The organism is Kitasatospora sp. Xyl93 (assembly GCF_055383135.1).
Genome location: NZ_AP029185.1, coordinates 3454149 through 3467435 on the forward strand (window position 1 = coordinate 3454149; position 13287 = coordinate 3467435).

25 protein-coding genes are annotated in these 13287 nt (G+C 66.5%); all 25 read right to left on the reverse strand.

Features of this window, described 5'->3' with window-relative positions; all coding sequences use genetic code 11:
* Positions 1-42: 42 nt before the first annotated feature.
* The 25 genes from rpsK to rplB all read right to left on the reverse strand — a co-directional run bounded on the left by rpsK (position 43) and on the right by rplB (position 13248).
* Positions 43-450 (reverse strand): 30S ribosomal protein S11, encoded by a 408-nt coding sequence (rpsK, locus tag ACZ5GH_RS15255; RefSeq protein ID WP_014136257.1) that lies wholly within the window; start codon positions 448-450, stop codon positions 43-45.
* A gap of 72 nt (positions 451-522) precedes the next feature.
* A complete protein-coding gene (gene rpsM, locus ACZ5GH_RS15260) occupies positions 523-903 on the reverse strand; it encodes a 30S ribosomal protein S13 (protein ID WP_188306769.1) in 381 nt (126 codons plus the stop codon).
* Positions 904-1079: 176 nt separating this feature from the next.
* The gene (gene rpmJ, locus ACZ5GH_RS15265; protein WP_003956441.1) at positions 1080-1193 is read right to left on the reverse strand and encodes a 50S ribosomal protein L36; all 114 of its coding nucleotides are present in this window, start codon (positions 1191-1193) and stop codon (positions 1080-1082) included.
* Positions 1194-1225: 32 nt separating this feature from the next.
* Positions 1226-1447, reverse strand: coding sequence for a translation initiation factor IF-1 (infA, locus tag ACZ5GH_RS15270; RefSeq protein WP_003956442.1), 222 nt, complete (start codon positions 1445-1447; stop codon positions 1226-1228).
* A 193-nt stretch (positions 1448-1640) separates the two neighbouring features.
* Positions 1641-2066, reverse strand: coding sequence for a large conductance mechanosensitive channel protein MscL (mscL, locus tag ACZ5GH_RS15275; RefSeq protein WP_387756345.1), 426 nt, complete (start codon positions 2064-2066; stop codon positions 1641-1643).
* 141 nt (positions 2067-2207) lie between these two features.
* Entirely contained in the window at positions 2208-3047 is an 840-nt protein-coding gene (map, locus tag ACZ5GH_RS15280) for a type I methionyl aminopeptidase (RefSeq protein ID WP_387756343.1), read from the reverse strand.
* A gap of 118 nt (positions 3048-3165) precedes the next feature.
* Complete coding sequence (locus ACZ5GH_RS15285) at positions 3166-3819, reverse strand: adenylate kinase (RefSeq protein ID WP_387756341.1); 654 nt, start codon at positions 3817-3819, stop codon at positions 3166-3168.
* A complete protein-coding gene (gene secY / locus ACZ5GH_RS15290) occupies positions 3819-5129 on the reverse strand; it encodes a preprotein translocase subunit SecY (protein ID WP_387756339.1) in 1311 nt (436 codons plus the stop codon). The genes ACZ5GH_RS15285 and secY overlap by 1 nt, the downstream gene beginning before the upstream one ends.
* Before the next feature lie 310 nt (positions 5130-5439).
* Complete coding sequence (gene rplO, locus ACZ5GH_RS15295) at positions 5440-5892, reverse strand: 50S ribosomal protein L15 (protein WP_030280790.1); 453 nt, start codon at positions 5890-5892, stop codon at positions 5440-5442.
* Positions 5893-5894: 2 nt separating this feature from the next.
* A complete protein-coding gene (gene rpmD, locus ACZ5GH_RS15300; RefSeq protein ID WP_030055835.1) occupies positions 5895-6077 on the reverse strand; it encodes a 50S ribosomal protein L30 in 183 nt (60 codons plus the stop codon).
* On the reverse strand, positions 6077-6697 hold the full coding sequence (gene rpsE, locus ACZ5GH_RS15305; protein ID WP_316523510.1) for a 30S ribosomal protein S5: 621 nt from the start codon (positions 6695-6697) through the stop codon (positions 6077-6079). The genes rpmD and rpsE overlap by 1 nt, the downstream gene beginning before the upstream one ends.
* Before the next feature lie 48 nt (positions 6698-6745).
* On the reverse strand, positions 6746-7129 hold the full coding sequence (rplR, locus tag ACZ5GH_RS15310; protein WP_031063032.1) for a 50S ribosomal protein L18: 384 nt from the start codon (positions 7127-7129) through the stop codon (positions 6746-6748).
* A gap of 3 nt (positions 7130-7132) precedes the next feature.
* The gene (gene rplF, locus ACZ5GH_RS15315) at positions 7133-7672 is read right to left on the reverse strand and encodes a 50S ribosomal protein L6 (RefSeq protein WP_387756336.1); all 540 of its coding nucleotides are present in this window, start codon (positions 7670-7672) and stop codon (positions 7133-7135) included.
* Between the two features lie 22 nt (positions 7673-7694).
* Positions 7695-8102 (reverse strand): 30S ribosomal protein S8, encoded by a 408-nt coding sequence (gene rpsH / locus ACZ5GH_RS15320; RefSeq protein WP_238862988.1) that lies wholly within the window; start codon positions 8100-8102, stop codon positions 7695-7697.
* A 281-nt stretch (positions 8103-8383) separates the two neighbouring features.
* Entirely contained in the window at positions 8384-8569 is a 186-nt protein-coding gene (locus ACZ5GH_RS15325) for a type Z 30S ribosomal protein S14 (protein WP_030055830.1), read from the reverse strand.
* A 4-nt stretch (positions 8570-8573) separates the two neighbouring features.
* Positions 8574-9143: a 50S ribosomal protein L5 gene (gene rplE / locus ACZ5GH_RS15330; RefSeq protein WP_316523506.1), complete on the reverse strand. Its 570-nt coding sequence runs from the start codon at positions 9141-9143 to the stop codon at positions 8574-8576.
* Entirely contained in the window at positions 9143-9454 is a 312-nt protein-coding gene (gene rplX / locus ACZ5GH_RS15335) for a 50S ribosomal protein L24 (RefSeq protein ID WP_030263484.1), read from the reverse strand. The genes rplE and rplX overlap by 1 nt, the downstream gene beginning before the upstream one ends.
* 15 nt (positions 9455-9469) lie before the next feature.
* Positions 9470-9841: a 50S ribosomal protein L14 gene (rplN, locus tag ACZ5GH_RS15340; RefSeq protein WP_196949334.1), complete on the reverse strand. Its 372-nt coding sequence runs from the start codon at positions 9839-9841 to the stop codon at positions 9470-9472.
* Between the two features lie 102 nt (positions 9842-9943).
* Positions 9944-10216, reverse strand: coding sequence for a 30S ribosomal protein S17 (gene rpsQ / locus ACZ5GH_RS15345; RefSeq protein ID WP_030055826.1), 273 nt, complete (start codon positions 10214-10216; stop codon positions 9944-9946).
* Entirely contained in the window at positions 10216-10440 is a 225-nt protein-coding gene (rpmC, locus tag ACZ5GH_RS15350; RefSeq protein ID WP_030263491.1) for a 50S ribosomal protein L29, read from the reverse strand. Before rpmC ends, rpsQ begins: the two co-directional genes overlap by 1 nt.
* Positions 10440-10859 (reverse strand): 50S ribosomal protein L16, encoded by a 420-nt coding sequence (gene rplP / locus ACZ5GH_RS15355; RefSeq protein ID WP_030232476.1) that lies wholly within the window; start codon positions 10857-10859, stop codon positions 10440-10442. Before rplP ends, rpmC begins: the two co-directional genes overlap by 1 nt.
* Positions 10860-10864: 5 nt before the next feature.
* Positions 10865-11689 (reverse strand): 30S ribosomal protein S3, encoded by an 825-nt coding sequence (gene rpsC, locus ACZ5GH_RS15360; protein WP_355253411.1) that lies wholly within the window; start codon positions 11687-11689, stop codon positions 10865-10867.
* On the reverse strand, positions 11689-12036 hold the full coding sequence (gene rplV, locus ACZ5GH_RS15365) for a 50S ribosomal protein L22 (RefSeq protein ID WP_030280773.1): 348 nt from the start codon (positions 12034-12036) through the stop codon (positions 11689-11691). Before rplV ends, rpsC begins: the two co-directional genes overlap by 1 nt.
* An 82-nt stretch (positions 12037-12118) precedes the next feature.
* Entirely contained in the window at positions 12119-12400 is a 282-nt protein-coding gene (gene rpsS / locus ACZ5GH_RS15370) for a 30S ribosomal protein S19 (RefSeq protein ID WP_030280772.1), read from the reverse strand.
* A gap of 11 nt (positions 12401-12411) precedes the next feature.
* Entirely contained in the window at positions 12412-13248 is an 837-nt protein-coding gene (rplB, locus tag ACZ5GH_RS15375) for a 50S ribosomal protein L2 (protein ID WP_030232466.1), read from the reverse strand.
* Between the last annotated feature and the right edge of the window lie 39 nt (positions 13249-13287).

Sequence of the window (13287 nt, forward strand, 5' to 3'; positions counted from 1 at the left end):
CGTACGTGGTTAAAGCAGGACCGCGTGCCCGAAGGCGCTGCGTCAGACGCGGCGGCGCTTCGGCGGACGGCAGCCGTTGTGCGGGGTGGGGGTGACGTCCTGGATCGAGCCGACCTCCAGGCCGGTGGCCTGGAGCGAACGGATCGCGGTCTCGCGGCCGGAGCCCGGACCCTTCACGAAGACGTCGACCTTGCGCATGCCGTGCTCCTGCGCGCGACGGGCAGCGGCCTCAGCGGCCATCTGCGCGGCGAACGGGGTGGACTTGCGCGAGCCCTTGAAGCCGACGTGGCCGGCGGAGGCCCAGGAGATCACGTTGCCCGAGGGGTCGGTGATCGAAACGATGGTGTTGTTGAACGTGCTCTTGATGTGCGCGTGGCCGTGAGCGACGTTCTTCTTTTCCTTGCGGCGGATCTTCTTCGCGCCGGCAGCCTGACGACCCTTGGGGGGCATAAGTCTGTTCTCCTACTGAGGTGGTCGGTCCGCTGACCCGCGGGCCGGAGGGATGTCCGGTGACGGGACGGACTACTTCTTGCCCGGCTTCTTCTTACCGGCGATCGCGCGACGCGGGCCCTTGCGGGTACGCGCGTTGGTGTGGGTGCGCTGGCCGCGGACCGGCAGGCCGCGGCGGTGACGCAGACCCTCGTAGCAGCCGATCTCGACCTTGCGGCGGATGTCGGCGGCCACCTCACGGCGGAGGTCACCCTCGACCGTGTAGTTGGCGTCGATGTACTGGCTCAGCTTGACGAGGTCGTCCTCGGAGATGTCGCGAACGCGGACATCCGGGTTGACACCGGTCTCGGCCAGGGTCTGCTGGGCGCGGGTACGGCCGATGCCGTACACGTAGGTGAGGGCGATCTCGATCCGCTTCTCACGGGGGAGATCAACGCCGGCGAGGCGTGCCATTCAAGGCTCCTGTGGTTCTTCAGAGGTCTTGCGTGCTACCTACTCCTTCGCCTCTCGACGATGGAGCCCCGGCCTCTGACCGGGGGCGGCAGTCCGACCGCGAACGGACGGATCGGGTAGCCCGCTTATGACGTTTTCGCGTCGCGCGAAGTACTACGAGAAATGCTGGAGAGCGATCAGCCCTGGCGCTGCTTGTGGCGCAGGTTGTCGCAGATCACCATGACCCGGCCGTGACGGCGGATCACCTTGCACTTGTCGCAGATCTTCTTGACGCTCGGCTTGACCTTCATGTTCAGGTTCTCCGGGTCTAGATCTGACGTTCTTACTTGTAGCGGTAGACGATCCGCCCGCGCGTGAGGTCGTAGGGGCTGAGCTCCACCACGACCCGGTCGTCCGGCAGGATGCGGATGTAGTGCATGCGCATCTTGCCACTGATGTGCGCGAGGACCTTGTGACCGTTCTGCAGCTCGACCTTGAACATCGCGTTCGGAAGAGACTCGATCACGGTGCCCTCGATCTCAATGGCGCCTTGCTTCTTAGCCATGAACTGCGAGATCCACCTTCCGGGACCGGCTACCGTATGCGGAACGCTCGTGCGAACCTGGGTTCACCCCGCCCCCGAGGGGAAGAGGGCGTGCTGAAGCACGCTACGAGTGAGCCGACGGTCCATCCTACGCCAGCGCGTCCGGGGGACCAAAACCGGGGCCCCGGAAAGCGGTCGCCGTCACACCACCGGGTCAGATCCGGGCGGTGACGGTCAGCGGCTCGACGTGCGCGGTGCAGGCCGAGCAGCGGCGGGCGGCCTCGGGGATCTCGGTCAGGCACTCCGGGCAGGGGCGCTTCGGAGTCTTCGGCTTCTTCGGCATGTAGCGCGCGGTCGCCTTGGTGATCGGCAGCACCACGCAGAAGTACAGCACCGCGGCGGTCATGAAGAACGCGATCAGCACGTTGAGGAACTGCCCGTACGGGAAGGTCACCCCGGCGACGTGCGCCTTGTACGAGCTGAAGTCGCCGGCCGCGCCGACCACCACACCCACCAGCGGGGTGAGGAACGCCGACACGAAGCCGGTCACCACCGCGGTGAACGCGGCGCCGATGACCACACCGACGGCCATGTCGACGACGTTGCCGCGCATCATGAAGTCGCGGAATCCCTTGAGCACGTGCTGTCTCCTGCATCGCTCGTAAACCAGTCAGGCGGCAGCGGACCACTACCAGCCGATAAAAATAGGACAAAAGCCCTGGAGGTCCAAACCTCCAGGGCCCTGGTCCCCCGTCAGCGGCGGCAGTCGGCGCCGCCCCGACTACGCGAGCGGGTCCGGAGCCGCGGTGACGCCCAGCTTGGCCAGCTCCGCCTTGCCGCCGTCGAAGGCGGTCAGCACCAGCGGGCCCTGCTCGGTGACGGCCACCGAGTGCTCCCAGTGCGAGGCCCAGGTGCCGTCGTTGGTGACGACCGTCCAGTCGTCCTCCAGCACGGTGGTGTGCGGGGTGCCGAGCGAGACCATCGGCTCGATCGCCAGCACGGTGCCGGGGACCAGCTTCGGGCCCTTGCCGCGGCCGCGCTCGACGTAGTTCAGCACGTGCGGCTCCATGTGCATCGCGGTGCCGATGCCGTGGCCGCCGTACCCCTCGGTGATGCCCCACTTGCCCTTCGGCGGCAGCGGCTGGCGGCGGATGTAGCCCTCGATCGCCTTGGAGACGTCCACCAGGCGGTTGTTCTTCTTCATCTGGGCGATGCCGGCCCACATCGAGCCCTCGGTGACCCGGCTCAGCATCTCGACCTCCGGGCGGACCTCGCCGACCGCCACGGTGATGGCCGAGTCGCCGTGCCAGCCGTCCAGGATGGCGCCGCAGTCGATCGAGATGACGTCGCCCTCCTGGAGCACCCGGTCGCCGGGGATGCCGTGCACGACCTCGTTGTTCACCGAGGCGCAGATCACGCCCGGGAACCAGAGCCCGCCGTGGTGGGCGCGGAAGTTCGAGGTGGCACCGTGGTCGGTGATGACCTTGTCCGCGATGTCGTTGAGCTCCTGGGTGGTCACCCCGGGGACGACCGCCTCGCGGCAGGCCTTCAGGGCCTCGGCGACGACCAGCCCGGCCGCTCGCATCTTCGCGATCTGCTCGGGGGTCTTGATCTCCACCATCTGGTCACGCCTTCCAAGTCCGGATTACCACTGCTACCACCGTACGACGCCGAAACGGCCGGGCCACCCGCGCTGGGGCGGGCGGCCCGGCCGTACCGTCGTACGTTCGCCGAGAGACTCAGCTGTCCTGCTTCAGCGCCTCGATCGAGCGGGCGGTGACCTCGTCCACCTTGCCGAGGGCCGAGATGGTCGCCACCAGGCCCTGCTGGACGTAGTAGTCGATGATCGGCTCGGTCTCGGTGTGGTAGACCTCCAGGCGCGTGCGCACCTTCTCCTCGGTGTCGTCCGAGCGCTGGTACAGCTCGCCGCCGCACTCGTCGCAGACGCCCTCGGTCTTCGGCGGGTTGTAGTCCACGTGGAAGACGTGGCCGCCGTCGTTGCGGCACAGGCGCCGGCCGGCGATCCGGCGGACGACCTCGTCCTCGGGGACCTCCAGGTCCAGCACGCCGTCCAGCTTGATGCCCTGCTCGGCGAGGAACTCGTCGAGCGCCTTCGCCTGGCCCAGGTTGCGCGGGAAGCCGTCGAGCAGGAAGCCCTTGGCGGCGTCCGGCTGGAGCATCCGGTCCTTGGCCATCCCGATGGTGACCTCGTCCGGCACCAGGTGTCCCGCGTCCATGTAGCTCTTGGCCTCGAGCCCCAAGGGGGTGCCCTGGCTGATGTTCGCACGGAACAGGTCGCCGGTGGAGATGTGGGGGATGGACAGGGTCTTGGCGAGCAGGTGCGCCTGAGTACCCTTCCCGGCCCCGGGAGGACCAACGAGGACGATACGCATCAGCGGAGGAACCCTTCGTAATTGCGCTGCTGGAGCTGGCTCTCGATCTGCTTCACAGTTTCGAGTCCGACGCCGACGACGATGAGCACGCTGGTGCCGCCGAACGGGAAGTTGGTCTGCTGTCCGAAGGCGACCAGGGCGATCATCGGGATCAACGCGATCAGGCCCAGGTAGAGCGAACCCGGCCACGTGATTCGGGTCAGCACGTAGTTCAGGTACTCGGCCGTCGGGCGGCCGGCCCGGATGCCCGGGATGAACCCACCATACTTCTTCATGTTGTCGGCAACTTCTTCGGGGTTGAAGGAGATGGCGACGTAGAAGAACGCGAAGAAGACGATCAGCAGGAAGTAGGTGGCCATGTAGATCGGGTGGTCACCCTTGACGAAGTTCGTCCGGATCCACGTGGCCCAGCCGGCCTGGCTGTTGGTCAGCTGGACCACCAGCGCGGGGATGTACAGCAGCGACGAGGCGAAGATGACCGGGATGACACCGGCCTGGTTCACCTTGAGCGGGATGTAGGTCGAGGTGCCGCCGAACGCCCGGCGGCCGATCATCCGCTTCGCGTACTGGACCGGGATCCGGCGCTGGGCCTGCTCGACGAAGATGACCAGCATCACGACGATGACGCCGACCGCGACCACGGAGAGGAACTCGACCCAGCCGCCGCCGATGGTGCCGGACTGCTTGATCGCCCACATCGAGGACGGGAACTGGGCCGCGATCGAGGTGAAGATCAGCAGCGACATGCCGTTGCCGATGCCGCGGTCCGTGATCAGCTCGCCGAGCCACATGATGACCGTGGTGCCGGCGGTCATGGTGAGCACCATGACGGTGATCCGGAACACGCTGGTGTCCGGGACGATCTGGTTCGCGTAGACGCAGCCGGAGAACAGCGCGCCGCTGGAGGCCGTCGCCACGATGCCGGTGCCCTGGAGCACCGCGAGCGCGATGGTCAGGTAACGGGTGTACTGGGTGATCTTCGCCTGGCCGGCCTGTCCCTCCTTCTTCAGCATCTCCAGTCGCGGGATCACGACGGTGAGGAGCTGGAGGATGATGCTCGCCGTGATGTACGGCATGATGCCGAGGGCGAAGATCGTCAGCTGGAGGAGCGCGCCACCGCTGAACAGGTTGACGAGTCCGAAGAGGCCACTGTTCTTGGTCTCCTTCACGCACTCGTTCACGGCCGTGAAACTCACGCCCGGAATCGGGATGTGCGAGCCCAGCCGGAACAGCACCATGATGCCCAGCGTGAACAGCAGCTTCTTGCGCAGGTCGGGCGTCTGGAACGCCCGCGCGAACGCACTGAGCACGGTGCCTCCTGCGCCTCCCGCGCGTCGTCGGCGGGAGGGTCGGTCCTGAATGGGGAGTTTGCGGTACGGGCCCCCGTACAGACGGCACAGGCGAGCCTACGCGCAGCCTACAAGGGAACTCCACGGACTCTAACAGTGCGCGGCCATTCCGAAGAAGCGCGTACGCCCGCTCCCCCACTCACGGGGTACGGGATGCCCGGGTTTGCCACACAAAAGAACGAGCACCGTCCGGCGCGATGTCACCGGGAAACGGCACGAGCCCCGCACCTCCCGAAGGAGGTGCGGGGCTCGTGGGGCCGGGTCAGCGAACTCAGACGAGCTCGGTGACCGTGCCGCCCGCGGCCTTGATCTTCTCGGCGGCCGAACCGGAGACGGCGTCGACCGTCACCTGGAGGGCGACCGAGACCTCGCCGGTGCCGAGCACCTTGACGAGCGAGTTCTTGCGAACCGCGCCCTTGGCGACCAGGTCCTCGACCGTGACCTCGCCACCCTGCGGGTAGAGCTCGGCCAGCTTGTCCAGGTTCACCACCTGGAAGGTGATCTTGAACGGGTTCTTGAAGCCCTTCAGCTTCGGCAGGCGCATGTGGAGCGGCATCTGGCCACCCTCGAAGCGCTGCGGAACCTGGTAGCGGGCCTTGGTGCCCTTGGTACCACGACCAGCGGTCTTACCCTTGGAGCCCTCACCACGACCCACGCGGATCTTGTCGGTCTTGGCACCCGGGGCGGGACGCAGGTTGTGGATCTTGATCGGGTTGTCGCCCATGATCAGTCCACCTCCTCAACCGTCACCAGGTGACGGACCGTGTGGGCCATCCCGCGGATCTCGGGACGGTCCTCCTTCACCACGACGTCGTGCATGCGCTTGAGACCAAGCGAACGCAGGGTGTCACGGTGGTTCTGCTTGCTGCCGATGTACGACTTGGTCTGCGTGATCTTCAGGCGAGCCATCAGGCGCTCACCCCAGCAGCACGCGCCCGCAGCAGAGCGGCGGGGGCCACGTCCTCCAGCGGCAGGCCACGACGGGCGGCGATCTCCTCGGGGCGGACGAGGCCCTTCAGAGCCACCACGGTGGCGTGCACGATGTTGATCGCGTTGTCCGAGCCGAGCGACTTCGACAGGATGTCGTGGATGCCGGCGCACTCCAGGACGGCGCGCACCGGACCACCGGCGATAACACCGGTACCGGGGGCGGCGGGCTTCAGCAGCACGACGCCGGCGGCCTTCTCACCCTGGATGGGGTGGGGGATGGTGCCCTGGATACGGGGGACCTTGAAGAAGTTCTTCTTGGCCTCCTCAACACCCTTGGCGATGGCGGCCGGAACCTCCTTCGCCTTGCCGTAACCGACACCCACGGTGCCCTCGCCATCGCCCACCACGACGAGCGCGGTGAAGCTGAAGCGACGGCCACCCTTGACAACCTTGGCGACACGGTTGATCGCGACGACGCGCTCGACGTAAGCGGTCTTCTCGACAGCCGGGGCGTTGCCCTGACCGTCACGCTTACGGTCGCGCCGCTCGCCACCCGTGCCGCGACCGGCGCCGCCTTCGCGGCGCTGGGGTCCAGCCATTGGAATTACCTCTCTCGTTTACGTCCGTCGACAGAGTCGACGAGCGGCTTAGAAGTCGAGCCCGGCCTCGCGGGCCGCGTCCGCCAGGGCGGCGATGCGGCCGGCGTACCGGTTGCCCGCGCGGTCGAAGACGACCGACTCGATGCCGGCGGCCTTGGCGCGCTCGGCGACCAGGCTCCCGACCTTCTTGGCCAGCTCGGTCTTGTCGCCCTCGGTGCCCTTGATGGACACGTCGAGGGTGGACGCCGACGCCAGGGTGTGACCCTTGGCGTCATCGATGACCTGGGCGACCATGTGGCGGTTCGAGCGCGTCACGACGAGGCGCGGACGCACCTCGGTGCCGACGACGCGCTTGCGAACGCGGATCGCGCGGCGCTTGCGAGCGGCGCTCTTGTAGGCGTTGCCCTTGCCGATCTTGACAGAGACACTCATCGCTTACTTACCACTCTTTCCGACCTTGCGGCGGATGACCTCGCCCGCGTACTTGACGCCCTTGGCCTTGTACGGGTCGGGCTTGCGCAGCTTGCGGATGTTCGCGGCGACCTCGCCGACCTTCTGCTTGTCGATGCCGTCCACGTGGAACTTGGTGGGCGACTCGACGACGAAGGAGATGCCCTCCGGCGCGGCGATCAGGATCGGGTGGCTGTAACCGAGCGCGAACTCCATGTCGGAGCCCTTCGCGGTCACACGGTAACCAACACCGCTGATCTCCAGCGACTTGCGGTAGCCCTGGGTCACACCGGTGATCATGTTCGCCACCAGCGTGCGGGTCAGGCCGTGCAGGGCCTTCGAGCGACGCTCGTCGTTGGGGCGGGTGACGAGCACGGTGCCGTCCTCGCCCTTGCCGATCTCGATCGGCTCGGCGACGACGTGGGTGAGCGAGCCCTTCGGGCCCTTCACCGAGACCGCCTGGCCATCGATGGTGACGTCCACGCCAGCGGGGACCTGGATGGGCAGCCGTCCAATGCGCGACATTGCTGTACCTCCGTTTCCCGAATTACCAGACGTAGGCGAGAACTTCTCCGCCTACGCCCTTCTTGGCGGCCTGCTTGTCGGTCAGGAGGCCGGACGACGTGGAGATGATCGCCACGCCCAGGCCGCCGAGAACCTTCGGCAGGTTGGTGGACTTTGCGTAAACGCGCAGACCCGGCTTGCTGATGCGCTTGATGCCGGCGATGGAGCGCTCACGGTTGGGGCCGAACTTGAGCTCGATGGTCAGCTTCTTGCCGACCTCGCCCTCAGCCGGCTCCTCAACCTTGTAGGAGGAGATGTACCCCTCCTGCTGCAGGATCTCGGCGACGTGCGCCTTGATCTTGCTGGCCGGCATCGCCACGGAGTCGTGGTACGCCGAGTTCGCGTTACGCAGACGCGTGAGCATGTCTGCGATGGGGTCGGTCATGGTCATGATGGCCTCAGGCCTCTCTCGCCGTGGTTTCTCCGCACCAGGTCCCCCTTCCGCACTCTTCCGAGTTCGTCAGGGGCACAAGCGCAGGGGACCTACGACGTAGTAAGACTGGGTGCGAGCCCTTGAAAGGGCCACGGTCGTCCATGGGGAAGCCGTGGCAGGGGGCCCGACCCCACTACCTTACGGGAATCCGTACGGCAGCCCAAACCTCAGCACTGTGAGATCGGCGGGCCAGGTGGGGTCGGGCACCTCTGCGTCGCTGTGTGCCTAAAGCGCCTGGATTACCAGGAGCTCTTGGTCACGCCCGGCAGCTCGCCGCGGTGCGCCATCTCACGGAGGCAGACACGGCACAGGCCGAACTTGCGGTACACCGAGTGCGGACGGCCGCAGCGCTGGCACCGGGTGTAGGCCCGGACGCCGAACTTCGGCTTGCGCTCGGACTTCGCGATGAGGGACTTCTTCGCCATTGGCTCACGCCTCCTTGAACGGGAAGCCCAGAGCGCGCAGGAGCGCCCGGCCCTCGTCGTCGGTCTGAGCGGTGGTCACGACGGTGATGTCCATACCGCGCTGACGGTCGACCTTGTCCTGGTCGATCTCGTGGAACATAACCTGCTCGGTCAGACCGAAGGTGTAGTTGCCACGGCCGTCGAACTGCTTCGGGGAGAGACCACGGAAGTCACGGATACGCGGCAGGGCCAGCGAAACCAGACGGTCCAGGAACTCCCACATGCGGTCACCGCGGAGGGTGACGTGGGTGCCGATCGGCTGGCCCTCGCGCAGCTTGAACTGCGCGATGGACTTGCGAGCCTTGGTCACGGCCGGCTTCTGACCGGTGATGGCGGTCAGGTCGCGGATCGCGCCCTCGATCAGCTTGCTGTCACGGGCGGCCTCGCCGACACCCATGTTGACCACGACCTTGACCAGGCCGGGGATCAGCATGACGTTCTCGTACTTGAACTGCTCGTGCAGCTGGCCCTTGATCTCGGAGTTGTAACGCTCCTTGAGGCGGGGGGCCACCTTCTCAACAGACGTCTCAGACATCAGATGTCCTCACCGGTTCGCTTGGCAACGCGGATCTTGTTGCCCTGGTCGTCGAAGCGGTAGCCGACGCGGGTGACGACCTTCTTGCCGTCCTTCTCCACGACCAGCTGGACGTTGGAGACGTGCACCGGGGCCTCGACGGTCACGATGCCACCCTGGGTACCCGGACCCGGCTTGGTGTGCTTCTTGACCCGGTTGACACCCTCGACGAGGACCTTGTTCTCAGCCGGCATGGCCTGGATGACCTTGCCCTGCTTGCCCTTGTCCTTGCCGGTGATGACCTGAACCAGGTCACCCTTCTTGATCTTCATGCTGTTCGCCATGGGTCAGAGCACCTCCGGCGCCAGCGAGATGATCTTCATGAACTTCTTGTCGCGCAGCTCGCGGCCCACCGGGCCGAAGATGCGGGTACCGCGGGGGTCACCCTCGGTGTTCTTGAGGACGACGGCGGCGTTCTCGTCGAACCGGATGTAGGAACCGTCCGGACGACGGCGCTCCTTCACGGTACGGACGACGACGGCCTTGACCACGTCACCCTTCTTCACCGAGCCACCGGGGATCGCGTCCTTGACGGTCGCGACGATGACGTCCCCGATTCCGGCGTAGCGGCGACCGGAGCCACCGAGAACACGGATGCAAAGGATCTCCTTGGCACCAGTGTTGTCGGCAACACGCAGTCGCGACTCCTGCTGGATCACAGCTTTCTCCTGATCGTCAACGAGAGTCGACGGGCCGGCCGCTGCTCACATCGGCGCCCCGGAGGGACCCGCTGCACATACGGCCGTACCACATCGGCTTCGTTACTTGGCCTTCTCGAGGATCTCGACGACGCGCCAGCGCTTCGTCGCGGACAGCGGGCGGGTCTCCGCGAGGAGGACCCGGTCGCCGATGCCGCAGGCGTTCGCCTCGTCGTGCGCCTTCAGCTTGTTCGTACGGCGGATGACCTTGCCGTACAGAGCGTGCTTGACGCGGTCCTCGACGGCGACGACGACGGTCTTGTCCATCTTGTCGCTGACGACGAGACCCTCACGGGTCTTGCGGAAACCGCGCGTCTCGTTGGTGTTCTCAGTCATCAGGCGTTCTCCACCGTCTCGATGCCCAGCTCGCGCTCGCGCATCAGGGTGTAGATCCGCGCGATGTCCTTACGGACCAGCTTGAGCCGGCCGTGGTTGTCGAGCTGCCCGGTCGCCGCCTGGAAGCGGAGGTTGAACAGCTCCTCCTTGGCCTCGCGGAGCTTGGCAACGAGACCCTCGTTGTCCAGCTGACGAAGCTCAGCAGCCTTGGTAGCGGCCGACATCAGCTCTCACCGTCCTCGCGCCGGACGATCCGGCACTTCATCGGCAGCTTGTGCGCGGCGCGGGTGAGCGCCTCGCGAGCAACCTTCTCGTTCGGGTACGACAGCTCGAACATGACCCGACCCGGGTGCACGTTCGCGATCCACCACTCCGGCGAACCCTTACCGGAACCCATGCGGGTCTCGGCCGGCTTCTTGGTGAGCGGACGGTCCGGGTAGATGTTGATCCAGACCTTGCCGCCACGGCGGATGTGACGGGTGATCGCGATACGAGCGGACTCGATCTGACGGTTCGTCACGTAGGCCGGGGTGACGGCCTGGATGCCGAACTGGCCGAACGCCAGCTCGGTGCCACCCTTGGCAGCGCCACGGCGCTTCGGGTGGTGCTGCTTGCGGTGCTTGACCCGACGGGGGATCAGCATTTGGGTCAGGCCTCCGTTCCGGTGTTCTCGGCAGCCGGAGCCTCGACGGCCGGGGCCGCGGGGGCCTCGGCAGCGGCGGGACGACGGCCACGGCCACCGCGCTCGCCACCGCGACGGTCGCCACCGCGGGCGGGACGACCACCCTCGGGACGGGCCGGGCGGTTGCCGGAGCGGGCAGCGGCGTTCTCAGCGCGGACCTCGGCGATGTTCTTGACGTCGCCCTTGTAGATCCAGACCTTCACGCCGATGCGGCCGAAGGTGGTCTTGGCCTCGAAGAAGCCGTAGTCGACGTTCGCACGCAGGGTGTGCAGCGGCACGCGACCCTCGCGGTAGAACTCCGAACGGCTCATCTCGGCGCCGCCGAGACGACCGGAGCACTGGACCTTGATGCCCTTGGCGCCGGACTTCATGGTGCCCTGCATCGACTTGCGCATGGCACGGCGGAAGGAGACGCGGGAGGACAGCTGCTCCGCGACGCCCTGAGCCACGAGCTGGGCGTCCAGCTCGGGGTTCTTGACCTCGAGGATGTTCAGCTGGACCTGCTTGCCGGTCAGCTTCTCGAGGTCGCCGCGGATGCGGTCGGCCTCGGTGCCACGGCGACCGATGACGATGCCGGGGCGGGCGGTGTGGATGTCGACGCGGACGCGGTCGCGGGTGCGCTCGATCTCGACCTTGGAGATGCCGGCGCGCTCCATGCCCTTCGTCATCATGCGACGAATGGCGACGTCTTCCTTGACGTAGTCCTTGTACAGCTTGTCGGCGTACCAGCGGGACTTGAAGTCCGTGCTGATGCCGAGGCGGAACCCGTGCGGGTTAACCTTCTGGCCCATTACCGGGTCCCTTCCTTGCTGCTGACGACCACGGTGATGTGGCTGGTCCGCTTGCGGATCCGGTAGGCGCGGCCCTGGGCACGCGGACGGAACCGCTTCAGGGTCGGGCCCTCGTCAACGTACGCCTCGGAGATGTAGAGGTCGTCCACGTTGGAGTGGTTGTAGTTGTGCGCGGCGTTGGCGATGGCGCTGTCGAGCACCTTGCCAACCGGCACGGTGGCGGCCTGCGGAGCGAAACGCAGGACGGCCTGGGCCTCCGTGGCATTCATGCCACGGATGAGGTCCACCACGCGGCGGGCCTTCATGGGCGTCACGCGGATGTACCGCGCCTGTGCCCTGGCTTCCATGGTTGTCCCCTTAATGGAGTAAGTCATTGAGTCTTTTTGGCGCGCAAGCTCAGCCCGTGGCCAGTGGCCACAGATGGGCCTTCTAGCGACGCTTCGACTTCCGGTCTTCCTTCACGTGGCCACGGAAGGTGCGGGTCGGAGCGAACTCGCCGAGCTTGTGGCCGACCATCGACTCGGTGACGAACACCGGGACGTGCTTACGGCCATCGTGAACCGCGATCGTGTGGCCGAGCATGCTCGGGGAGATCACGGAACGACGGGACCAGGTCTTGATGACGTTCTGGGTACCCGCCTCGTTCTGAGCGTCCACCTTCTTGATGAGGTGGCCGTCGATGAAGGGGCCCTTCTTAAGACTGCGCGGCATCTGACCTGCTCCTAGCGCTTCTTGTTGGTCTTGCGGCGGCGCACGATGAGCTTGTCCGACGCCTTGTTCGGGCGACGGGTACGGCCCTCGGGCTTACCCCACGGCGAGACCGGGTGGCGACCACCGGAGGTCTTACCCTCACCACCACCGTGCGGGTGGTCGATCGGGTTCATGGCGACACCACGCACGGTCGGGCGGACGCCCTTCCAGCGCATGCGGCCGGCCTTGCCCCAGTTGATGTTCGACTGCTCGGCGTTGCCGACCTCGCCGACGGTGGCGCGGCAGCGCGCGTCGACCAGGCGGATCTCACCGGAGGGCATGCGCAGGTGCGCCATCTTGCCCTCACGCGCCAGCAGCTGGATGCCGGAACCGGCCGAGCGGGCCAGCTTGGCACCGCCACCGGGACGCAGCTCCACCGCGTGGATGGTGGTACCGACCGGGATGTTGCGCAGCGGCAGGTTGTTGCCCGGCTTGATGTCGGCGCCAGCGCCGTTCTCGATCCGGTCACCCTGCGCGATGCCGCGCGGCGCGATGATGTAGCGCTTCTCGCCGTCCGCGTAGTGCAGGAGCGCGATGCGCGCGGTGCGGTTCGGGTCGTACTCGATGTGCGCGACCTTGGCCGGCACGCCGTCCTTGTCGTGACGACGGAAGTCGATCACGCGGTAGGCGCGCTTGTGACCGCCACCCTGGTGGCGAGCGGTGACACGACCGGCGTTGTTACGGCCGCCCTTGCTGTGCAGCGGGCGAACCAGCGACTTCTCCGGAGTGGACCGCGTGATTTCTACGAAGTCGGCCACGCTGGAGCCACGACGGCCCGGCGTAGTCGGCTTGTACTTGCGGATGCCCATTTGGCTCTCTCGTCCTCGTCCTAATCGACGATCACGATC